The sequence below is a fragment of the Ktedonobacter racemifer DSM 44963 genome (assembly GCF_000178855.1).
GTDB classification, from domain to species: domain Bacteria; phylum Chloroflexota; class Ktedonobacteria; order Ktedonobacterales; family Ktedonobacteraceae; genus Ktedonobacter; species Ktedonobacter racemifer.
The window spans coordinates 2,105,402-2,128,126 of the sequence record NZ_ADVG01000003.1 but is presented as its reverse complement, the minus strand read 5'-3'; the positions used below and the strand labels follow the sequence as shown (position 1 = coordinate 2,128,126).

General features: G+C 54.9%; 20 protein-coding genes and 2 pseudogenes. 18 read left to right on the top strand and 4 right to left on the bottom strand.

Annotation, left to right across the window (positions count from 1 at the left end; all coding sequences use genetic code 11):
• Window positions 1–259: 259 nt before the first annotated feature.
• Window positions 260–2,614: a hypothetical protein gene (locus KRAC_RS38250; protein WP_244422441.1), complete on the bottom strand. Its 2,355-nt coding sequence runs from the start codon at window positions 2,612–2,614 to the stop codon at window positions 260–262.
• A gap of 811 nt (window positions 2,615–3,425) precedes the next feature.
• Between KRAC_RS38250 and KRAC_RS38245 the strand changes: the two genes are divergently transcribed.
• The 18 genes and pseudogenes from KRAC_RS38245 (at window position 3,426) to KRAC_RS38165 (ending at window position 19,224) form a co-directional block, all read left to right on the top strand.
• The gene (locus KRAC_RS38245; protein ID WP_007916646.1) at window positions 3,426–4,358 is read left to right on the top strand and encodes a hypothetical protein; all 933 of its coding nucleotides are present in this window, start codon (window positions 3,426–3,428) and stop codon (window positions 4,356–4,358) included.
• Between the two features lie 103 nt (window positions 4,359–4,461).
• Window positions 4,462–4,779 (top strand): hypothetical protein, encoded by a 318-nt coding sequence (locus KRAC_RS67105; RefSeq protein ID WP_007916645.1) that lies wholly within the window; start codon window positions 4,462–4,464, stop codon window positions 4,777–4,779.
• Window positions 4,780–4,939: 160 nt separating this feature from the next.
• Window positions 4,940–5,848 carry a hypothetical protein gene (locus tag KRAC_RS38240; RefSeq protein ID WP_007916644.1) on the top strand — a complete coding sequence of 303 codons (909 nt, stop codon included), beginning with the start codon at window positions 4,940–4,942 and terminating at the stop codon, window positions 5,846–5,848.
• A gap of 188 nt (window positions 5,849–6,036) precedes the next feature.
• Complete coding sequence (locus KRAC_RS38235) at window positions 6,037–7,620, top strand: hypothetical protein (protein WP_007916643.1); 1,584 nt, start codon at window positions 6,037–6,039, stop codon at window positions 7,618–7,620.
• On the top strand, window positions 7,614–7,814 hold the full coding sequence (locus tag KRAC_RS38230; protein ID WP_007916642.1) for a carbon storage regulator: 201 nt from the start codon (window positions 7,614–7,616) through the stop codon (window positions 7,812–7,814). The genes KRAC_RS38235 and KRAC_RS38230 overlap by 7 nt, the downstream gene beginning before the upstream one ends.
• Before the next feature lie 86 nt (window positions 7,815–7,900).
• The gene (locus KRAC_RS38225; RefSeq protein WP_007916640.1) at window positions 7,901–8,080 is read left to right on the top strand and encodes an ISL3 family transposase; all 180 of its coding nucleotides are present in this window, start codon (window positions 7,901–7,903) and stop codon (window positions 8,078–8,080) included.
• Window positions 8,081–8,443: 363 nt separating this feature from the next.
• A complete protein-coding gene (locus tag KRAC_RS38220) occupies window positions 8,444–8,704 on the top strand; it encodes a hypothetical protein (RefSeq protein WP_007916638.1) in 261 nt (86 codons plus the stop codon).
• Between the two features lie 70 nt (window positions 8,705–8,774).
• Window positions 8,775–10,178 (top strand): annotated as a pseudogene (locus tag KRAC_RS63305) (PAS domain-containing sensor histidine kinase); the annotation flags it as partial.
• A gap of 709 nt (window positions 10,179–10,887) precedes the next feature.
• Window positions 10,888–11,772 carry a site-specific integrase gene (locus tag KRAC_RS38210; RefSeq protein WP_157507563.1) on the top strand — a complete coding sequence of 295 codons (885 nt, stop codon included), beginning with the start codon at window positions 10,888–10,890 and terminating at the stop codon, window positions 11,770–11,772.
• 133 nt (window positions 11,773–11,905) lie between these two features.
• Window positions 11,906–12,679: a hypothetical protein gene (locus KRAC_RS38205; RefSeq protein WP_007916636.1), complete on the top strand. Its 774-nt coding sequence runs from the start codon at window positions 11,906–11,908 to the stop codon at window positions 12,677–12,679.
• A gap of 97 nt (window positions 12,680–12,776) precedes the next feature.
• Entirely contained in the window at window positions 12,777–13,487 is a 711-nt protein-coding gene (locus KRAC_RS38200; protein ID WP_007916635.1) for a hypothetical protein, read from the top strand.
• A 9-nt stretch (window positions 13,488–13,496) separates the two neighbouring features.
• The gene (locus tag KRAC_RS67100) at window positions 13,497–13,907 is read left to right on the top strand and encodes an ArsR/SmtB family transcription factor (protein WP_007916634.1); all 411 of its coding nucleotides are present in this window, start codon (window positions 13,497–13,499) and stop codon (window positions 13,905–13,907) included.
• A gap of 211 nt (window positions 13,908–14,118) precedes the next feature.
• Window positions 14,119–14,880, top strand: coding sequence for a 3'-5' exonuclease family protein (locus tag KRAC_RS38190; RefSeq protein WP_007916633.1), 762 nt, complete (start codon window positions 14,119–14,121; stop codon window positions 14,878–14,880).
• A gap of 105 nt (window positions 14,881–14,985) precedes the next feature.
• Window positions 14,986–15,891: a tetratricopeptide repeat protein gene (locus KRAC_RS38185; protein WP_007916632.1), complete on the top strand. Its 906-nt coding sequence runs from the start codon at window positions 14,986–14,988 to the stop codon at window positions 15,889–15,891.
• Complete coding sequence (locus tag KRAC_RS38180) at window positions 15,884–17,239, top strand: hypothetical protein (protein ID WP_007916631.1); 1,356 nt, start codon at window positions 15,884–15,886, stop codon at window positions 17,237–17,239. The genes KRAC_RS38185 and KRAC_RS38180 overlap by 8 nt, the downstream gene beginning before the upstream one ends.
• A gap of 2 nt (window positions 17,240–17,241) precedes the next feature.
• Window positions 17,242–17,481, top strand: coding sequence for a DUF2695 domain-containing protein (locus tag KRAC_RS38175; protein WP_007916630.1), 240 nt, complete (start codon window positions 17,242–17,244; stop codon window positions 17,479–17,481).
• A 300-nt stretch (window positions 17,482–17,781) separates the two neighbouring features.
• Window positions 17,782–18,279: a hypothetical protein gene (locus tag KRAC_RS38170; protein ID WP_007916629.1), complete on the top strand. Its 498-nt coding sequence runs from the start codon at window positions 17,782–17,784 to the stop codon at window positions 18,277–18,279.
• A gap of 420 nt (window positions 18,280–18,699) precedes the next feature.
• Entirely contained in the window at window positions 18,700–19,224 is a 525-nt protein-coding gene (locus KRAC_RS38165; protein ID WP_007916628.1) for a hypothetical protein, read from the top strand.
• A gap of 346 nt (window positions 19,225–19,570) precedes the next feature.
• Here the strand turns inward: KRAC_RS38165 and KRAC_RS76795 are convergent.
• The 3 genes and pseudogenes from KRAC_RS76795 to KRAC_RS63290 all read right to left on the bottom strand — a co-directional run bounded on the left by KRAC_RS76795 (window position 19,571) and on the right by KRAC_RS63290 (window position 22,412).
• A pseudogene (locus KRAC_RS76795) lies at window positions 19,571–20,569 on the bottom strand (alpha-hydroxy acid oxidase).
• 355 nt (window positions 20,570–20,924) lie between these two features.
• Window positions 20,925–21,632: a pentapeptide repeat-containing protein gene (locus KRAC_RS63295; protein ID WP_157507561.1), complete on the bottom strand. Its 708-nt coding sequence runs from the start codon at window positions 21,630–21,632 to the stop codon at window positions 20,925–20,927.
• A gap of 249 nt (window positions 21,633–21,881) precedes the next feature.
• Entirely contained in the window at window positions 21,882–22,412 is a 531-nt protein-coding gene (locus tag KRAC_RS63290) for an SMI1/KNR4 family protein (protein ID WP_007916626.1), read from the bottom strand.
• Window positions 22,413–22,725: the final 313 nt, after the last annotated feature.

Genomic DNA, 22,725 nt, shown 5'->3' with positions numbered 1-22,725 from the left:
GGCATCCTATTTGCCTATGACCCGATTACCACAGCCCATGGGCAATTGCGAGCGGCATTTCCACATCTCCCTCCAGACGATGAGTCTCACCTACCAAAAAGCCTGGAACATTCACACTGAGCATCCGTGCCCTGTTCGTTCCAGCAAAGTTCAGCGCCTGGAACGGATCCAATCCAGCTACTTCACGCCAACAGCCCGATCTGCTCATAACTCTTCTTTTTTCTGGCCATACGACTATAAGAATCACATCAATAAAGCACTATTCCCTCTCCAAAGGGTAGACTTCTTCATCCACCTGTTGTTCAGGCACAACAGACGCCAAATAAGCATACCACTCAAGCCACGCAAGGATCTGCTGTTGATTGGCAAGATGCCAGACCCGTTCTGGATTGCTCCTCTCAATGATTTCAATAACACGTCGACGGCTTCGAGGAGCCAGACGCACACCAATGCTGTAACATTCAGTATCAATACGCTTCCCCAGGGCACTCACCCATTGCACCAAGGGGCGTGGCAAATTGGTGAGCAAAGCCTGCTCTTCTTCCACAGGAAGCCGCTGAGACTCAGCCCAGGCCAGATAGGTTTGTATCTCATACCTCACCTCAGCATCACTGGGATCATATGGGGTAGAAAGAACCTCATTCACCACCGCCTGGCGGTGCCTCTCGTAATCCTGAGGGGTAAAGAATTCGCCATCAAGATCCACAAAGAGATAGCCATAGCGCTCCAGGCCTTGTGCGCCACCTGCTGCCCAGAATTCCTGCAACCATCCCGTTTCAATGATCACCTCGTGAGGCAGAGGACGTTTCCCCTCACCTGGCATGCCTGAACCCTTGCGCGCTACTGCCTCAAGTACCCACTCCAGATGATCATATGAAAGGCCCCCATCCAGGATCCACTGCGCCCAGGCCACAAATTCGGCAGGAGGCTCTTCCTGCCCTTGAACATAGGCATAGTATCTCTTGATCACCCATCCCCCACCCAACCGAGCAGGGCGACATCCAGGATCAGGGAACCAGGTGCGCACCAGGGCATCCACCGCCGCCACATGCAGCCACTCCGGGTGCTCATACATGCGTTTGAGATAGACCCCAACCTTCTCATTGCTCTGACTGAACCGCTGTGAGTAGTCCAGAGCCAGCGCCTCAAACTGCTCATGCGTGCCTGTCTCATAGGCCACCTTCATGGCGGACACCTGATCTCGCAGCGAGAGGAGGAACACTCCAGCCTCATCACTGCTAGCGCTATCCCAGTCCTTTTCTTGGGCGAAGGGGAGCAAGGCATGGTCATCAACAATAACGCTGTCAGGGCATGGAGGAGATGATTGACCAGGTTCCTCTCGGGTCTGTGCTTGGTGTGAACCATCGACCCGTTTTTTTGTTAGACCTGGTTCACTCACTTCTTTTTCACTTCTATCATGTATTTCTTTTTTAGATAGTTGAGAATTAATAAGAGAAGTGAAGTGAGTGCGCGCGTGCGCGCGTGTATGCGTATGGGTCTGCGATTGTTGATCACCAAGGTCGACCTGGTCTTGTCCCAAAGGTCTGGTATTGCTTGCAACCCTCGACCTGTTCTCAACAAGTTGACCTTTCTCCACACAAGTGGATGGAGCATGTTGAGGGCTCGTCTCTTCCCCTATCGTCGACTTCTTCCAGGAAGAATGCTCTTTTTGCGCCAGGGTTGCTCGTTCCTTCAGCAACATATCGTTCAGCGAGTTCATCTGGGCACTGGGTGATGAGGAGACCTGCATGCGCTCATCTGATGCGTGTGTGGGGAGAGGCGTTGCTGGATAGGCAAACTCCTCCCAGATAATGGTGGTAATAGACGCCCTCACTGCAGGCGTGATACGCATCCCGTATGACTGGAACACCGACGCCAGGCGCTCAACCGTCTGGCGCACCTGATCTTCTCTCCTGGCTGGTTCGCCATGGCTTTGCTCTGTCAAGGAAGGGCACTCTTGCGTGTTTGCTCCCTGTGATGGAGGCGGGGCCAGGTGAAGGGACGGTGATACATGAGATTGCACATCCATTCCTTCCTTTCCATAGGAAGCACGAAAGGCGGCTTCCATAGACGCCGAGACCCGTTGCAGTGCGCGCGAATGGCTCACCCCTTTGCGTCGACCGACTAATCGGCGTACCTGCTCCGCACGCATTGGCAGACAGGGCGTTGAGGTGAGGGGAAAATAATAGCAGGCCCCCATCCCTCTGGGCTGTTTCACCTTGAAGAGGAGGCTTGCGGCCTGCAAGACCGACAGGTACTTTGTTGTTGTGTCATAGCACCAGGGCCAGGCATATGAGGGAGAGGTACACAACGTGCGAATGCTCTGGACCTTGAGCACGACAACGGTCTGGGGATCTTCACGAGGGGCAAGGCGTATCCGTTCAAGCGTAGCTACACGGAGCCAGTGGGCAAGGAACTCCCGCCCATTGAGACAGCGCCGATCCCGGGGAAATCCAAAAAGCTGCTGCACGCGCACAAGCAGCGGTGTGGGAACCTGATCCAAAGACGCCTGTGCACACACCGGCGTTTCATGGGCTCTTGTGTGTTCGGAAGGAGGATGAGGACCATGCTCAGACGTCTCTGACGATTGCGGGGTGCTCTCTCTAAAAGTCATGTTGTGCTGTCTACCTTTCATCATGATGAAGCCATGTGGCTCTCACGCGCTTGTTGGTCGTGGGAAAGAGTGGGAGTAGGGAGGCATCACGTGAGAACCACACGACCTGCTCTTAGTGTACTGAACTACCCGCCAAAAAGGGAAGAAGAAAACCACCCAATAGTGGGCGAAGTTCTTCTCAATTTTGCGCGAAGTTGAATGCATGTCTGGGCAGAGAGCATGGTTCTTCTTCCGTATTTGCCTCCTTGCCCTACCCCAAAGCCGCTTCCCAGGCCTACCGAGAAGCGCAAGAGGAATGCCCCCTGACAAGAATGCCCAAAAATGCACATTTCCCTCTGTTGTTCACCGCCACATTCCCGGAAATGCATCATTGACCCGAAAGTCGTTTTTGGGTACAACAAGAGTGGAACTGCTGTTCGTCCAAAGGGGATGAATAGATCCTGGCAATGTCCAGGGGAGCCTGCCCACCTCGCGACCGAGGGGGCAGGAAGTGGTGCAGTCTGCATCTGGGCCGAGCGGTTCTCTCGTCCATGAGAGAGAGCTGTTCTGCTCTTGTGGCACCACGGGCACGAAGCAACGTTGAGTCTCTCCGTTGCTCCGCGCCTTCAGGCAATCCTCATCCAGGTGTCGAGTCTCTCCACCTGCATGAGCCACGTCTCGTATCCAACGATTTCCTGGCGATTATTTTTGCGCAGAAAGGAGGTCTTTCCCACAAAAGAGCATCCGTGACTCTTGTCCTCTTTTCCCTGATGGGTGAAGAGGTGTGGCGCCTTTCTGTGTTTTTTTGGTCTCACGAAAGGAGTCACTAACGATGAGTCAAGGATCACTCTGCCCCTGTGGGAAACACTGCCGCGCTACGGCGGCCCTTCGCGACCTCATCGACACCCAGAATCAGCTCTGCCTGCTGGCACGCGAAGAGTCTATCATCATTAGCATTCTGGAGCACCTGCACCATGTGGTGAGCGCGTCACAACACCGCTTTACCTCGTGGTTGAGCGCAGTTGCTGCCTGCGAGACGGCTCAGGCCAATCTCGCGATTGCCCAAAGCATCTCCAGGTCTCGGAATACAACGCCTCGCTGGGCTGTCGAAGCCGAGCAGCGTCTTTTTCACCAGTGGGTGAAGAAGGAGCAGCACCACTGGGAACAACGGCTCGCGCAGATCCAACGGGGCATGGCCACCTATCGTGCCTATCTCCAGAAGTGCGCGCAGCAGTTCGTGCTCACACCGGAGTGTCTGGCGTTGTGTCTTCCTCTTCTCGATGAACTTCTGCGCCAGCTGGAAGAACGGATTGAGCAACACCATCTGGCATCCATCTCCGCGCACGAACTCTTTCTGCAATTTGAGCAGCGCTGGAACTACGAGCGAGATCGCCTCGACTATGAGATCACTCAGGTACCCCAGGCCTATCAGGCTGGACGCAATCAAGCGCAGGCTCGATGGGGGCTCTACGTCGTGACCGGGATCGGTCGACCGGTAAGCCTGACACAGGCGAATATGAACTATCAGTTCATGGTGCACAATCGGCAGTTGGAACTCTACTCCCAGCAATGCAAACTGTTTCTTACCACCAAAGTCGAACAGTTTCGTCTCTACGCCCAACAACTGGAAGGACAGTACAAGGCAGCCGTGCTTGCCGCCCAACAAGAACGCTGGCAGATATTGCACACGCAATTGTCTGTTGAGGTGGCTGATCCCGACCAACTCTCATCACTCCAGGCGCTGGTCCTTTCGTACTTTCTCTAGGTTCCCTCTCTCAAACGCAGTCCCACAGCCTTCTCCCGCGCGGGAAGGATGGGCTGCGTTTTTTTATTGTTCTTCACCTTGCCCCAAAAAGGAGTCACACATCATGACACATCATGCTCACACTTCCTGGTCATTTCCTGGTATCCCCCACACCGGGTATTCTCCCGATTGCGCAGCGGATACCAGAAGCTTGAATCTTGTTCTCCGAGCACATGGTCCTCTCTTGCTGCCCCGGATCAGCCCGTTTCCCGTTCACCGGGTCTGGTGGACAGTGTTCGGCCCCCTGGCCAGTCTCGAGGTCCCTCCCGGACACCCTGCCGCGAGGCAAAAGCAGCTCTCGCCTCGCGAATGGCAGAGTCTGCTCCTGGTCACTGGCGTGGTTTCACACGCGTCGGGCCATCTATCCTACGCGGCCCTTTAAGGCATTTTTGGACAAAGACCAGGCAGTTGCCTCGTGTCTGTTTCATCACGTGAAGATGAGAGAATAATGAACATACCACAAAAAAACGCCCAGCGTAGTTGCAATACGCTGGGCGTTCTCACTCCCTCTCTTCTCACACTGAAAAGAAAGGATTCTTCGCATGTTTAGAATACCATCACTGGATGATGTTTTCAATGCTGTTCCACCCCACTATGACGATGGTCGCGTACAGCAACAGGTACTCCTCTCCAGGGAGTTCTCCCAGCTCTTCCCCGAGACCATCTATGGCGGGCGACAGGTCCTCTGGTGGTGCCCTCGCTGCGCTACTCCCTGGTGGCAGGCTGATCACCGCCTCTTCGTGCTTCGGCTCTCTTCTGAGCAGGCGGCCTACATTGGACACCAATTACACGCGCCGATGCGCCAGGATGGCATCTTTCATGAGTTACCCATGCGCGTCTGCCCGGACTGCCTGGGAGCCGTCTGTGTCATTGATACCTATCCTGGTCGTCTAAGCTCACAGATCCTCTGGCATGCCCTGCCCGATACGACAAGCACCTCTTTGAGGTCTCTCCCCACCAACCTGGGTCTCGTCTCGAAGAGAGACAGAGGCTCTTCTGCACGAGACACGCTTCCTCAGGCCTTTCTGTTTGCCATGGCTGAGCAAACGCCACGTGAGAACGCGTTGTCGCTCGCACAGATGGGGAACGCCATGCTGACCTGGCAGACAGACCTACCTGGGGAACTCGATGCGGTCGCCTGGCAACTCCGCTGGGTAGAACGGACCCTTCCTCCTCCAAGGGCCGATGAATGTGAGCCGCTCGGCGCTGCTCACCTGGCACGTCTCACCCATCTGGTCGAGCCTGCGCCAGGGATGAGCTGGCAGGGGTTTCTCTGGCAACCACCCGAGATGCTGAGCAGCGCGCTTTTTACGCGCCATCCCCTGATCGTGCTCCACGCGGCACTCCTGCCACAGGCAGAGCAAACCTCTATCTTTCATCTCTATTCCCTCTGGCAACGCCTCTTGCCCAGGGTCTTTGAGGCAGCCCAATGGGAAGAGCCTCTCGCATGACTGAGCTCTTTTGCCAGGGTTCTTCGCCCACTCCTACAGCCCGTTCGCCTCCCCCTCCTGTCCCTTTCTCACTCTCCATCTTCTTCCTCTTCGCCCTTCACTCCCACCAGGAGCGCGCTCATATGCGTCACACAGCATTGTAGGCGTGTTGCTCCCGGTGGGAGCGTGTTCTTTGGAAAGGAATCCCTATGACGGATTTGCTTCTTCCCGCCTGGTATCGTGCGGTTCAGGTCCCCAGTCGGAGCGCACAACAAGCACTCTTCGCCACGCTTGAAAAGATTGTCGCGACCATCGACCTGACGTTGACCGTCAACACCTATATGGCGGGTGGCAACTACTACATCATCGTCTTTTGCTTAGGCGCCATAGCCCCTCCCGAGCAGGAACAAAAGCGCCTCGAAGCCCCTCTCACGCCTTACAGGCCCTTTCTGACCCTTGAAGAGACCCAGCTGGATGCTCTTGTCCGCGCGCGTTTGAGCAAAGAGCATGAAATTGCCAGGGATACACAGTTTGGCAGAACCCATGTTTCTCACCAGTATCGCCCGGTCGCCTTTCACGATACGCCCAACGTCATCCTCTCTCAGGAGGAGAGAGACCGGCGAAATCAGGCCTGGATTGCCACCATTGAGACCATCCTTGCGGAGGGCAAACCCTTCGTGGAAGTCTTCAAAATGATGTTCGCCGGGGAGCGGATAACATCAGGCGTTCCCCCGGTACAGGCTGACCCCTTTTATGTCAGCATCTTCTGCCAGATGCTGGATCATGCCCAGCTCTGGCTCTGGACGGCCTCTGCCAGGCAGATGTACCAGGACCTCCTCCAGACCCTTGAGGATTTCTGGGTGCGTAAGGGGTGGACAACACCTGATGACCAGCTGGGCCACTTTAACACGCTGGTTGCCGACCTCTTCAAGACGGATCAGCGGTACTGGATCGAGTTTGATGAGCCACAACCAGGTCCCCTGGGTCGCGTGCGGGCCGTGTTTCTCTACCCGCGCTATCCGGCACGAGAGCTCAATAGACTCATTGACCCGAGCACGCATCTGGACGCCTGGCTTCAGGCGCACCAGATCCTCGGGCAGGAAGCCGCGCGCTGGAACATTGATATCATTGGCGAGAATGCATCGGTCCTCTTGCGCCTATCCTACGATACACAGTACGCGTGTTGGGTCCTGCCACACGACCATCACATGAGCCAGGTGTTTCCCTGGACACGCTGGCTTGCCATCGCGGCCGGGATGCTCCACAAACGCTATGCACGCTCCCCTCAGGCTCCAGCATTTCCTGATCGTGTCGTCTCCTACCAGACCAAAGCATCCGTCCCGCGTAAACGTGGAAAAGGGAAGCCCAAAGAGAAGTGGGTCACGCATTCGCGCACGTACACCACCGTCTCCTACGACCTCTCAGAGACGGCTCTTCGCCCTACGATGAGCGAAGCCCCAGAGCCCACAAGCACGAACAAACGCAAGAACTGGCTGGCCCAGGCCCAACCAGAAGATCTGCTCTATGAGCAGCGGATCATCGACACTTTTACCCGTAGCTACCCAACACGCAAAGATGGCACCCGGCGGGAGGGAGAGGTCACCGTCAAGCATCCTGACCCCAAGTGGGTCCCTCTGCTTCGCCCCGCGTTGCGCAAACGGCAGGTGATCAAAAAAGCAGTTGCCAGCGCTTACGAAGAAGACGCAGTTCCTCCAGAACAGGAAACGCCACCTGCGAACCCGCCAATGCCATTAGGCCCCTTCACAAAAGAAAGGAACAACCCATCATGCTAGTTCTACGGCGCAAGGAAGGGGAGAAAATTCTCCTCGCTGGCACTATTCTCGTAGAAGTGCTCGAGGTACATGAGGGAAGGGTAAAACTCGGGATCACGGCCCCTCCCGAGGTCGACATTGTACGCGAGGAAATAGTGCGATGTGATAACCATTCTCAACTCCCCTTTTTCAAGGGAGCATCAAATGTGAGCTAGATCCACTCTCTACGCTTCTTTCCCACTCTAAATTGCGCTATTGTCCCCATGCGTTTGGGCTTCCGTCCTGGCTGGAGAGCGCCCAGATGAGCCCGGTACGAGAACTGCGACAGTTTGCGCAAGGGATTGAGCGGGGGCGTGCCGCAGTAGAAGCGGCACGCCCCCGACCAGAAAGCAATGAGCGAAACGAAGGCTACGTGACCAACTTGAAACTTATCAAGCGTGAAATGTATGTCCAAGCCACGTTTGACGTACTTCGCTCATGAAGAAACTTTAGATTGAGCACAATCCTATTGACAACAACACAATTTGGGGGTAATCTTTTTTCACACGTTGACCATTGTATGTTGACATTTGTGAAAAAGGCTGTTCTCGACAGGAATAGTTATGGGAACTCTTGCTCAGAAGAGAACGTCTTTCACCTCCGTTGCGCATGGCAATCCCTCTCTTCAAAGAGAGGAAGACGGTACTTGCCGTAGAGCGCATGCAAAGACGCAGAATACCATCTGTTGAAGAATGATGGCGTGGTGAACGTCCAGCCAGGTTGGAACAGATCGTTTCATTGAGCGAGCACGTCTGCTCCTTTTGCCCAAGGGACTGAGCAAGGGGGAAAGAAGAGAAGTCATGCTATGTGCCCAGATACTACATTAGTGAGCGCTCTGCTCACATCACGTCCTCAACATACATCTCTCTTGGAGGCACTTCCCCGTGCCTCATGTGTCGTCGATGACACTGAGACGGTTGTGGATGCCAATACGAGCGCACAGGCCGTGACCGGGGGAATACGAAATGCCAGCTCGCTTGTTTCTCGACTAGAGCAGATCATTTCTCTAGACCTCTTGAGTTCAGAGCAGGTACGCATCTTCGCCACCAGGGATTGGGACACGTGAAAGGGATATTAACTGCACTATGTTGAAGAGCAAGCAAACCAGGCGTGTTCATCCTGCATCAGGTGACACACTGATCGAGGCTATTCCCCAGTTGGTCTGGACGGCACGACCCAACGGCTGGCACGAGTATGTGAACCAGCGTTGGTGTAACTATACCGGGCTCACCCTTGAACAGGTGCAAAGCGTATGGGCTCATTTCCAGTTCATCCATCCTGATGATCAGGAAGGGAACCGAATGCATTGGGAGTATGCCCTGGAGACGGGAGCCATGTTTGAGCACGAAGAGCGTCTCAAACAGTGTCCGACGGGAGAGTATCGCTGGTTCTTAACTCGTGCCATGCCAATGCGCGATGAAACAGGTCAGATCGTTTCGTTGTTTGGCACCTGCACCGATATCGACGAGCAGAAGCGGATCGAAGAAACCTTGCGCCCGGCTCTGGAGCGCGCAGACACCTTGATGAAGTCCAAGATTATCGGGATCTTTGTCACCGAAGGCGAGCAGATTGTGGATGCGAACGATACCTTTCTGCGCATGACCAGCTATACGCGAGAAGACCTGCACGCGGGGTGCATGAACGTGTTGCAGATGACCCCTCCAGAATATATGGCTCGGACCCTGCAGGCTCGTCAGGAACTGGACACCCAGGAGTCGATGACGCCCTATGAAAAAGAGTACCTCTGTCAAGATGGCAGTCGCCTGCCGGTGCTTGTGTGCGGGGTCGTCTTCCAGCATTCTTCACGCCAGGTGATCAACTCTGTGCTGGATAATTCGGCGCGCAAAGAACTGGAACAACACAAGGATGACTTTCTCAATATCGTTAGCCATGAACTGGGGACTCCGCTCACTGCGGTCAAGCTGCAGACCCACCTGGTGCGAAAACGCCTTGAAAAGCACTCCCAGCACGAGGCGGCCACCGAGCTTTCCAGGGTGGAGGGGCCCGTCAAGCAACTGGAACGCCTGATCGCGGAGTTACTGGATGCCTCCAAGATCCAGGCAGGGAGATTGGAGTACGTCCGGAAGCGTGTGGATCTGGGCGAGCTGCTGCGGGAGGTCACCGACACCATGTAACATACGAGTCCCAGTCATACCATTGTGGTCCATGGGAGCGTGCAGACCAGCCTGATTGGGGATCGAGACCGGCTGGGACAGGTCTTCAGCAACTTGCTCAGCAATGCCATCAAGTATTCTCCCGATGCAAAGACCGTCGAGGTGGAGCTCTCCTCCTCCGAAGAGGCGGTCACGATCTTGGTGCGAGATTATGGCCTGGGCATCCCTCGAGAGCAGTGCGACAAGATTTTTGAGCGCTTCTATCGGACCGATGTTGCCAGGCTGCGAGCGATCCCCGGGCTGGGCATGGGGCTCTCTATTGTGGCTGAGATCGTCAAGGGCCATGGGGGAACCATCGTGGTAGACAGCGACGTCGGAAAAGGATCGACCTTTACCGTCACCCTTCCCAAGAGGAGGGAGGCCTGAGTGTGGAGAGCACGCCACGCACGTCATCTGAGCCCGTGAGATCTGTGTTTGGGCACGGATGGTACTCCTGCTTGCTGTGGACGCCTTCGCGTGTTTCGTGCCGCCCGAGAAAAAATCCCCCTATGGCGCGGCGGAGCCGGTAGACCTCTCCGGTTCAGCAAGCTGTCTGAAGCATGAGCTTCTGGGACGGGAGCGACCCACGACGGCAACCATCCCCAGTGAAGCCTCCTACCACTCAACCAGAGTAAGGCGCATATTCTCTTTTTCCAAGAGAAAAGTCGCTTTTTGAGAAAGTGGTGGAAAACATGTAACCACAGCCTCTACTCATCCGTATTACAGTAGAACATGCGTTCTCATTCACGAGAACCGCAGTGCATAAGAAGGCAGAGCAGGGTAGATGTTGAGTCGCTCCATCCTTCCTGCTCTGCTGGCACTGCACGTGCAACAGATAGAGCCTGGCTCTCTGTCTGCACCTCACGAGAAGACAACACGTATCCTGTGTCGACTGGTGCATGGTTCCCATCTTCTATGGGAGGCAAGCGCCAGCACAAAACAGGGCACAAAAGAGATCACGGAGCGCCTCTTCACCGTCTTCTCCCTGCTCTGCATATGCTCACCTATGCAAACAGACGGCTTCGCAATTACTGAACGCAACGACAGACCATGTAGGGCAACCACATCATTTCACACAAAGAAGAGTGTACCTGCGATGGGAAAACGACCAGGGCTCCTCTATGAAGCGCAACAGAGACTTGACGGCTTAATGGCGTTGGGGCAGAGCCGTGCGCACGCCAAAGCCCGAGCCCGTCTCCTGGGAACCTATCACTGGCCGTTTTCTGATGGGAAGATTCACGCCTATACTACACGGACAACGTATCAGAACATCGTGATGCGCTTTTTGTGCTGGTGCCGAGCAACTCATGGGATCAAACGCCTGCACGAGATCGACCAATGTGCAGACACGCTCGTCTCTGCCTACTTGCACCTGCATGTGCAGGAGGGCTACAGTCCCTGGACACTCTCCACCACGCGCAGCGCCTTGCGCCTCTTCTTTGGTTCTCCTACTCTTGCCAGCGAGGTGGCATTACCGGCACGTCATCGAGAAGCCATTCGTCGCTCCCGTACCCCTTTTTTGCATCAGAAACGGCCTCGCTACATGTCCGCTGAAGCCTGGCAGAATCTCCTTGCCTTTCTTGGCGCAACCGGCTTACGGCGGCATGAAGCGCGAGCGCTGCGGGTTGGTCAGATCGAGAGACAGCCAGATGGACACGTGGTGCTTGCCCACGTCCACGGCAAAGGGGGCAAATTACGCCAGGTTCCTGTCCTTCCAGAGCAAGAAACAACTGTGCTCCGCCTGATAGAGGGACGGCGGGGCGAGGAGAAGGTCTTTCCGCGCCTCCCCAAGCACCTCGATATCCATGCCTATCGTCGGCAATATGCCCAGGCACTCTACCAATCCCTTTCTGGTCGTCCTCTGCCCCTGTCACAGGGACGACTGCCCCGTGGCATTCTTGATGAGGAAGCCGTCCTGGTCGTATCACGCGCGCTGGGGCATAACCGTCGAGACGTGGTCCTGACCTCCTACCTGCGCTAAGCAGACACCATCACCCAGGAACAGCGCTGTTCCTGTGCATATAGATTCTTTCTTCGTACGTACTGGCTCATCTGCCTGCACTGACAGGCGGGTGAGCCAGTTTTTTCATGCCTTTTATGAAAGGAGCATTCCTATGCGTCGAGAAGATACCCGCTATCGCTTTCTGCTCAAAGAAATAGAGGCCTTCACCAGCCTCTACAAAATGACAGCCCGAGACTGGTTTGTGGAGTTTACCTGTGACCCATCTCACGTGACAGAGCAGGAACACGGCTACCGACGTGTCTTTCCTGAGCAAGTACTCGCCCGTATCGAGGGCTTTGACACCCCCAAACACCTCTTTCAGCCCTTTGGCTCCCTCCCTCAACCCTCTCGCTTCTTTCTGCCCTATCGCGACAAGGTCCTCACTCCGTTCAATGAGGAGATGGAGCAGCACCTCGCCGAGTGGTGGCAGCAGGAGTGGCGACGCCAGTATCTCGATTTTGCCCACATCCCGCCTGCGCCACCGACACGTCCCAGGGCTCTCATCCCCTCTGGCTTTCGCACCTGGCGCTATACTGATCAACTCCTGATCAGGATCGAAGGCGGGGTGAGAACGCGCCACTGTCAGGTGAGTACGTATTGCACAGGCTACGTTATCTGGAGCATTCCGCTCCCTCCCGCGCCATTGCGTCTGCTGCCTCCTCTTCTGCTCCCACGGCTCCATCGGCTCGCGGCCCTCACCGATTGGCAACAACTGGAACACCTCCCACCCGCAGTACATCGCGCCCTTGCCAGACGTATGACTCAACTGATCACCTTTTACACAGCGCGTCCCCTTCAGGTCACCTCACTGCCATTGCCCTCGCACACACCGCCCTGCCAGGATATCCCACAACAGACCATGCAGAGAGCTCCTGTCCATGACTAGCCATTCCCTTCCCCGTTGCCGCAGCCCTCCATCGCGCCTCACTCTCAAGATCAACGTCTCACCAACAACGCACGTATAGAAAGGACATCATACCGTTATGTCTGAGACCCACCATGACACATATACATCTCTTGAGGCTGACGACAAGGCCCACTACGAGAACCAGTCCTACCGATATCTTCCACTGGGTGGGCGCATCCTTGATCGCGAACACATGGTCACCCTCATCGATCATCGCTCCCGCCTGCTTGCACCGGGGATCGAGGTCGTGTTCGCAGGCGAGCGTCTGGCACCACTTTTGATTCAAGACCCAGCCGACCAGGAGGTCCTGCTCAACTGGTATCTCCACGCGCGTCCCTCGATTCCTCGACCGTTTCTCCAGCTCGGCACCCACCTGCTCTCACGCGCACACATCTGCGAACTGCTGGAAAGCGCCATTGAGGGCGACACTACCCTCCTCCTGCGCTATAACTCACTGCCAGATCCACTCATAGGAGATGCCGCAACCTCCTCCATCCAGACCCTGGAACTGCGGGGACAGACCGCCGATGCGGTTCGCCACTGGCTCGCGGCGCAGACAGAGGTCATTGTGCCACTGAAACCGGTTGCCAGCCTGCCTTCCACGGCATTGGGGTTCATGCAGGAGTCTCCCTCTTGCCCCCATTGTGAAAGCTGGCTCACACCCCATGTGGATCAGCAAACACAGCGCACCCTGACCCTGGTCTGTCCACTCTGTCAGTACACCGACGGCCCCTTTACCCGCAACGAAGACCACACTCCTTCAACCAACACACCGAAGAAAGGATAAACACGTCTTATGAACACACAGCAACAACGTTCCCTGCATCTCTCGCTCATGCCTTCCGTCGCGGAGACAGCCTCAACGCCGCGTGAGAACACCGATTGGAGAGAAGCAGGATTGGAAGAGGACGCAGGGCTCGTGCTCCTGCTTGAGGCCCTCGCCAGCCCCGTCCGGTTTCGTTTGCTCCGCTTGCTCGCTCAAGAAGGCGGCAACCTCTGTGTGAGTGAACTGGTTGAACGAATCCCGCGCAGTCAGCCCGTCGTCTCGCATCATTTGCGGCTCTTGCTGTTTGCCAAACTGATTGGAGTGAAACGCCTGGGAACGCATAACTACTACTACATCTTGCCCGACAAGTTGAAAGAGATACGCGAGGCCCTGTCCTCCGTTGAACACCTGCTGCAGCAGAGACGTGAGGATCAACGTTAAACACAAAAAACCTCTTCAGGGATACAGATCTCGCAAATTCCCCCTGAAGAGGCACAGTGAAAAGGGAGCGGGATTCCCTCCAACGCTCTCTCCTCTGAGCATTCCTCACGATCTCCCAGGCATGCAACACTCTCCCCATTGTTTTCTGGTGACGACAGCTTCCCACATGCATAGTGAGAGGCTGTCGTCCTTTGTCTGAAAGGAAATGTATATGACACATACCAACCCACCACGCTTTGATTACCAGCAAGCCATCGAGCAAGCACGTGCCCTCCTGGAAGAAGAGCAACAGGCAAGCCCTGTGCCCTCAGGTCTCTCTCACAAAGCGCGAACACAGAGACGCGAACAACTCGGGCAACTGCTCATGCAGATCCAGATCCGCATGCAGCAGGAGATTGGTCACTTGCGTTACGCTCTGCATACCCTGCCACCACTGCCACCCTTGCAGGAGATCCACTGGGCGCAAGAGATGCTGACACGTCCCGATCTGGCCGTGTTCCACCTCACCACCGCCGGGCTCACAGATGATGCCGAGATTATTGCCGTCACACTGGTTAATCACACAGGCATGCCCATTGAGCATCTTGTCATTCGCCCAACGGAACCCATCTCGTTCGCGCGCTGCGAAGCATTTGGTCTCTCGGTGGCTCAACTGGCTTCGGCGCCACTCCTTACCGAAGTATGGGGCCAACTCATCCAGGCTTGCCATGATCGCTTCTTGCTCACGTTCCAGCGCGACTATGTTGTGGCGCGATTGGAAGCTGCCGCTAAGCGTTTGCAGCTTCCACCTCTCTCCATACAAATGGACGATCTACGCGCTCACACTCGCGCCTATTTCGGCGAACTCGGGCTGCGTCTCTCAGATCTGTGCGCGCGATGTGGGGTCACGCTCCCATCCACGCCTGATCCCCTCCAATGCGCCCAGGCCTTCTATGGCGTGCTCTGCGCCATGGCTCGTGCAGGCGAGGACTAACCATCACCCCAAAGACCAGCCAGGGGGAGCGAAACAGCACCACTCTCCCTCTGGCACAGCACCATCAGACAATATGCTTCAGTAAGAAAGGACTTTGGTTACATCATGCCCACATTTTCATCACCAACACCCACCCTTGCCTCAGAGGTTGGATACGCATTGCGCCAGATCCTCACCCTGCATCCAACCCACCCGCTCACCGAGGTCTTCTCCTCCGTGAGCGAGGAGGGGACCGTTGAACGCACACGCCTCTCTGAGCACATGACCACCTGGTCTGCCCACCTGAGACACCCTCTGTCCAACCCACGCATCTTCCTGAACAAAGAGCGCACCCAACGCCTGCTTTTACAACGCGGGACGGCCTATGCCCTCCTTGGAGCCCCTGAGCAGGCACGGCAGGATCTGCATGCGCTCCTACAACGCGGTGGAACGACAACGAGGCGACTGGAAGGACTCGCCTGCCTCGTGCTTGCAATCCTCGCCACGGAACAGGAACGCTACCCGGATGCGCTCCCGCTCTGGAAACAGGCGCGGGCCTGGTTCCACCCACAGGAATACGACCGCTTAGCGTTCACCTGGTACTTTGCGAAGGTCCTCGTGCAGCTCAACCACCTGCGCAAGGCCTACCGGGTCCTCACCGAGGTCCTCTCCCCCACCACTCCTGATCCACGCCTGCCACGACAGGAGGAACGGGCGGAGGCCTATGCCGAACTCTTCGCGCAGCGTGGCGGGGTATGCTCTCTCTTACAGTACCATCAACAAGCCATCGAGGATCTCAACGCCGCGATTGAACTGCATCCCACGTGCGCTCGCTTCTTCTCCATTCGCGGGTTACTCCACGCCAAACAGCAGCACTGGCAGGCGGCCTATCATGACCTCTGGCGAGCATTACACGAGATGCCAGAAGACCAGGCACTGGCCGATTGCCTCTTCGTCGTCATGCAACGCTTGGGCACACAGTTTGCAGTCTCCACTACGACACCTGCTAGGCGAGGGACGAGGCATGCATAACCGCCCATCTACTACGTTCACTCGTCAACTCCAGGAGCTGCGTGCATCGCTGCCTCCAGAGGCACCTGATCCCCTGATCGATCCGCCACCTGACGCGTTCCTCCACCTGTGGGAGTGTGCCAAAGTCGCGGGGATAGGGATGCGCGACCTTCTGGTGGTACGTCAGCCACTGGATTTCCGCGCTGCGGGAGCCTATTCTATCGAGGATCATGACATCTGGGTTTGGTATGCCCCTGACGCACCAGAGGAGCAGGCCCTGCGAACCCTGTTACACGAACTGGCACATGCTCAATGTCCTCCTCAACTGCCCTATGCGTCCTTCGAAGAGGAGTGGGAGGAAGAGCGGGCAACCTGGAAACGGGCCATTGCCCTGGCCCACGCGTGGGAGATGGGGCATCTCTTCTCGGAGGAGATCGTTGCAGGGCTCCTGGAAGAGGTGGAGGCGTGTTTGCAGCAGCGCCTCGCCGCCTCTGCCATTCTTGGGAGTACCGATACCGAGCGGACAGAGCGTGCCCTCAAGCAACTCTGGCTCGAAGCCAATGTACGGGGATGGGCGGGTGAGTTGCTCCATGATGTGCTCACAGGGGCCAACACTGACCCTGGTTTGCTCATGGAGGTGCTCACCTTTGATCGCTGCATGCTGCATGCCTGCTGGGAACTGGTGCATGAGCTCGAGGACGATCCTGATCCTGACATACTCTTTGGTCCCCTCTCTCGCCTGGGAGAAGGCTCACTTCTGGCAAACGCAGTAGAGATGCTCCGGCGGACCCTCACCTCCTGTGCCCGCCAGGAAGAGGTGCTGCGCACCCGTCTCGCCACGCTGTCCTGGCAGGTGGTGACGTTGGGAACGATGTCCTATGAGCGAAGTCGCCAGGTGGTGCAGGATGAGGTATCGCTTCAAGAGGCCATTGCTCTGGTCAACCAGCTTTGCTTCGAGGCTCATGGCTATGCCCTGCGGATGAACTGGCAGTGTTTTGACGAACTGTTCTCAAAGCAAGAGCAAGTTACCCATCCGGCAAGGCTCTACTGTCTCCATCTCTTCTTCACTCCCTGGACAGAGGTGCTGACCGAGATCACACCCTGGATAGACCCGGAGATGCTCCCAGACTGTCAGAAACGTCTCCCCAGGGCCGTCTGGTTCCTGTTTCCCAGAGGGGTAGATACCACGCTGCTTGAGGTCGCGTGGCAACTCTTCCTGCTGTCCTGGATCAGGTGTGCTGAGATCAGCTATGAAGGCTCGCTCTCCACTCCGGTGAATCCTCTCCAAGATAGGAGAGAGGCTCAGCGGGCACCTTCTCCAGAGGACAGCGAAAGCGGTAATGGGAGCACGATGGGAGGGACGGCGTGACGATGTTGGATCAACGCCAATTTGACGCGCTCTCTACCTGGTTGCAAGAACCCCAGCAGTGCCATGCCAGGCCGAGCAAGAAGGGGTGGCGCTACAGGTGTAACCACACCTTTGAGCATACAGCCATCTGGCTGAGGCGTCAGGGTCTGAATGTCGAAAGCCACCTGGAGCAGTTGAGAGCGCTAGGGATCACCTGCGATTGTGGCATCCTCTCAACGCTCATTGACTGGCCCACACCCTAGCCAGTTTCTCTGCGCGCATTTCATCATCTTCTTCTCTTCCCTCTCCACTCCCACTGTGTTGTACTGCTTTGATTCCAGCAAGAGCGCGAAGCACATGACAATCGGATCACGTTCCTGCTGTATCTCAAGCGCACAGCTACAGACAGGTAGGAGGGAAAACAGGGGAACATCATCAAGACGACAAACACACAGAGAAGACACGTCATCTGTATGTTCTTGTCATGGAAAAGGAATGCCTCCTGCCCGGCCATGATCACGGCTGGGCAGGAGGCATTGTTGTGTTAAAAAAGGAGAGAAAGTATGTCAGACCGACAGGCAAAACGCCAACGCCGCGCCGAGCGAAGAGCGGCGGCGAGCCAGGAGGGGGGAATATCTCATCCTCCCCGGGGTGCACCGCCGCTCTTCACTGAGCGTTCTTCAGTTGCCTCAAGCCATCTCGCCATTGCGCTCAGTGCCGCCGTTCCTCTTCGTGTGCTAGGACTCTATGAACGGCAGGGTCCCGATGAGAATGACCTGGAAGCAGCCCGTCAGGTAGGAACACTGCTTGCATCAAAGGGAGATGTCCTCCTCTTTGGAAGCCAGGTGAGAGGAGAAACTGCTAAGCTCTTCAATCATGTTGCACAGGCTCTAGCGATACTCTCGTTTGCCCCAGGTGGCATGACGTGCTTTGGCCAGCATTTTGACGCTCAGGCCATCCTCGCTGGCTTCTTTGGAGGAGAGGAGGCGAAACGCTATTGTGAACAGGTATCAGGAACAGCCCATGCAAAGCAAGAGATTCCTGACAACCAGGGTGAGTAGGAAGACGCCACCTCAAGAAAAGGCTTGAAAGCAGAAGAAATGAGAGCACGTCTCCAGCAAGAGAAAAGCAGGCGTTCCTAAAAGATACGCTATGAGACATTCCTCCGGGCACTGCCTCTGAAGAGCGCAGTGCCCGGAGGAATCCAGAGGCACTTTTCAAGAGCTCTTTTTTTCAAGGAAGGCAAACCTGATCTAAATGGGGTATACTGAAAACTAACAATCTGGTTAAAAAGCTGATTGCTGCCGTAGTGCGCGGAAAAAGGGCTGTTCATACCCATACCAAGGTTTTTCCATCTGAGGCCAATGGAAGGAGAGCGCCAAATCTCACCTCCGCATTTCGCCGAAGAGGAGAGCCACTCTAGCCAGTGGGAACTGCTGCGTCTATGATTAGTCATTGCTGATTGGCTTAAAGGAAATAAAATGTCAGGTAGACCTTCTTCTCATCTTATTTGGGCAATTTTTGGCATCGTGGGTCCCGCTGTAGTACTTATCAATTTCTTCCTACCGTATATCTTTGTCAACTCATATGATGTCGCAAGGTCACAATCACTTTGGGGTATGGCAGTAACATCGCCTCCAAATATTCAGTACTTTGTTGCGGGAGCGGTGGTGCTTTACTGGCTCGCAATTCTTCTCCCAATGGGAGCTGCGTTCAGCGTGCTTCTCAGAAGAGGAAAGAAGTCCAGAGCATTGTTGGGGTTCAGTATCGTTCTTGCTGTTCTCGGTTTCCTCATGAGCTTGATCTTTGACTTATTCACCATGGTTTTTGCTGGCTTTGGCATGCCCAGTCGTCACCTTCCAGCTCTGTCTTTCTCTTTTGGTCCAAACTTCTGGCTTGCACCGATCGGTTTCCTCCTTTCTCTCGGAAGTTGTCTTTTTTTTCTTTCTCGAAAAACTGAGCTACATAGCTCAAATACGTTGCCAAAAGTGTCAGAGATCTCCTGATCGTTAACTTCAAAATATTTTTGGAACACCGCCCCTGCAGATCAGGTTTGCCATCCTAGTTTTTTTTGAACAGGTAATTCTACAAATAATAGAATACCAAATTTTGGTAATTTCGGACCCCCAACAAGCTGGGGAGCAAAATGTTGCTTCCGTCCACACACGTGGTCATTGGTTCCATCTCAAGTGTATGGTGGCTCATACCCGATACCGCGCTGTATGATGCCTGATGCGTTTGGTCAATCCAAAGTAAGCAAAAAAGTCTTCCGGGGTAGTTTCTCCTGGAAGATCCGTAGCGTTCAGGAGAATGCTGGACAAGGATTGGCAGTCCTCGTGATCGTTGCTCTTCCTATCTGACGAGAGAGCGAGTGATGCTCAAGAGAGTCGGGCAGCCTGCCAGAGCCATAGCCAGTTCGAATTCAGCGCGTAACAGCTGTAAGACATGATACACACCGCTTTCCCCATCGACTGCCAGGCCCCAGAGAATAGGACGGCCAAGCAGGACAGCACGAGCACCGAGTGCCAGTGCCTTAAGGACCGACGTATGCCACCATCGACGTAGACCTCGCAGCGACCCGCAACTGCCTCAACCACTTCGGGCAGCGCTTCAATGCCCGTGACAACACTATCGAGTTGGCGACCGCCGTGGTTGGAGATAATAATCCCAGCGGCTCCATAGGAGAGAGCAAGACGTGCATCTTCTGCGGTGAGAATGCCTTTGAGGAGGATGGGAAGCGAGGTGAGAGAGCGGAGCCAGGGAAGGATTTCCTAGGTGAGAGAGTCGTTTTGGGCGGTTTCCTCCTCATTGCCGCTCTCCTCCATATGAGGAGAAGCATTACCGCTCCCCACAGCAGGATAGTGCGTCTGGAGCAAATCACCGAGATGGTTGCGACTGTCTCTCTCCCGATTGCCCCGCTGCGGCCCATCCACCGTGAGCACAAGCCCCTGGTAGCCGGCTTTCTCTGCGCGTCTGACCAGATGTTCTGCCTGGCGGTAGGAGTCAATGTAGAGTTGGAACCAGCGTGGTGACTTCCCCGTCTGTGCAATCTCTTCCAGACTACATGTGGACTGAGTACTCACGATCATGAGCGTGTCTGCTTGTTGGACGGCGCGCAGTGGCGCATTCCCCATCAGCGTGGGCCAGACCGTGTCCAGTTGTTGGGGCTATCAGGATGGGCATGCTGACAGGAATGCCTAACACGCTCGTTCGCATGTCAATCGTTTTGACGTCGACTAAAACGCGGGGGCGCAGTTGCAGTTGCTCGAAGGCAACTCGGTTGGCACGCAGACGCACCTCATCATCACTGCCTCCTTGATAATAGTCCCAAGCCCAAGGAATGTGTGCCATCCGCTGCTCCGCGAGCACTTCATAGTCTGACAGGTTGACAGGTTGCATTGCAACCTCCTTCCACAAAATAATGTTCCTCTTTTGCACACTTCGAACTGGCCAAATGCGTCAAGCATCATGTAGCGAAGTGTCGCTCATACCCTTTCATGCTAAACACAGGTGTAGCCCCAGTTCTTTTGAGGCATTCCTGTATGCTTCCCTGTCGAGGAGGCGCAAAGGTATGAGGAACACATTTTGCCTCTGATAAAGGGCAAGTAGCCCATGTCATCTGAAGTGAAACATAAACAGGTGAAGGTACTCATGCTACCATACGTGCATACGTTGAGTATCATCTCTTGTACAGATCTCGCCATGTTTACCATACCGTCGCCTGAGGAGGTTCCTGAAGCCGATGCTTTGTCTCCCATGGCGATGATGGTGACAGATCACGATCCCACACACTATCGTCATTTCCATAGGAATGAAAAAGAGCCAGTAATGAAGGGATGATCTCACTCTCAATACCCGCCTCACGAAGGAAGCTCTCTGGGAGACGTCCAGATGAGCGTGCCAGCGTGTAAAGGTCAATAAGCGGCGGACGGCTACAATGAAGTTCTTCTAAGCCATTGACACTCGAAAGGTCAACATCACCAAGGATGGTATGGTTACTATAGGCCCCTTGCACCTTTGCCCCAGAGAGGACTCCCCATGTAAAATTGGTTTGCGTCAAATCAGCCTCTCGTAAATCTGCTTCTACCAGGAAGGCATGAAAAAAGCTTGCCCATGAGAGATTGGCATTTCTCAGATCTGCTCTCCAGAGATTGGCATCAGCCACACTTGCTTCTACCAAATAGGACTCTCTCAAATCTGCATACTCAAGTTTTGCTATATTTAAGATTGCTCTATAGAGATCAGCCTGGCGGAGATCGGCGCCCAAAAGATTAGCATGAACGAGACGGGCACCTCTCAAATTAGCACCACTCAAGTCTGCAAGGCTTAAATCACAATCTTCCAAATCGGCATCGCTTAAATCGACATGATGGGGATAACGTTTCTTGATATATCCATTGCCTGCTGCCTGCAAACTATTTTCTCGTTCCTCCTCCGCCCACTCTTTTCTCCACTGATTCCAGGTTTCCACTCCTTCGCGAAGAAGGGCAAGATGTTGAGAATTCGCCATCTATTCTCCTCTATACAATGGTCCTCGACGAAACGCGTTTTACTCTGCATTCTTGTGGCGCATGACAAAAGTGGCAACCCTCCGCTCTCGTGAGCAGTTTCATGGACGCTCAAAAACATGCCTACAAACTCAGCATTTGACATAGAGATCTCCTTACACAACGTTGATGAAGCGTGCCCGCTGAAAGAGAAGCTTTTCCGCCGCATTCCAATCACAAGGCAAAAAAAGCGTTCCATCAAGAAGCCTCTGAAGCCATTGCTCTATTGAAGGCGCTTCAAGAACGTGTATATTCGGATCTCTGCTGTTATCATTCATAAGAACACGATGTTCAGGATGAGCGCAATCGACGCACGAGTAGCTATTACACCCATGGTCATAGATGATCAGCAGCTTTTCAGGCCATACTCTTTCTTCTATACCACCCACGCTCGCAGACCGAAGCTCGATATAACTCTCGATGAGAGACATTGCACATTCATCACATCCATTGTGTAGTAGCGAGAGACCGAACGCTCCATCGCCCACCTCTCGATAGATTCGTCTCAAAAGCGATGGTAACGGGAAGCCGAGCATTGCTTCCGCTTCTAGCAATGCTTCTTCAGAAAGACATGCAGCCCAACGATGTTTTCGCTCCGACGTGAGCGCTTTCATAAGGACAAGAAGCCTCTCTTCGGTTTCGTCCATCTGCATTTATCCTTTCTTTTCAGCTAATGACCGCCATAGCGTACCAGGAAAGAATTTATTTGTCTTGTCGAATCTACCTGAGACTATAGATACTGGGTAGAAAGCGCATATTCGCCCTCCTGTAAGCCTCCTCTTTAATGGCGCAAGGGAAGCGACGTCTCTCTTTAGTAAGAGTGAAATAGTCTCCAAGATAAGAGGGGGTCAACGATGACAACGATGAAGTCTGCTCACTCTTCTGATGATGCTGGCGATCTGAATGCTCCTGGCAAGAATGCAGCCGGGTCAGGTAAGACGAATCAGCCAATGCATACTC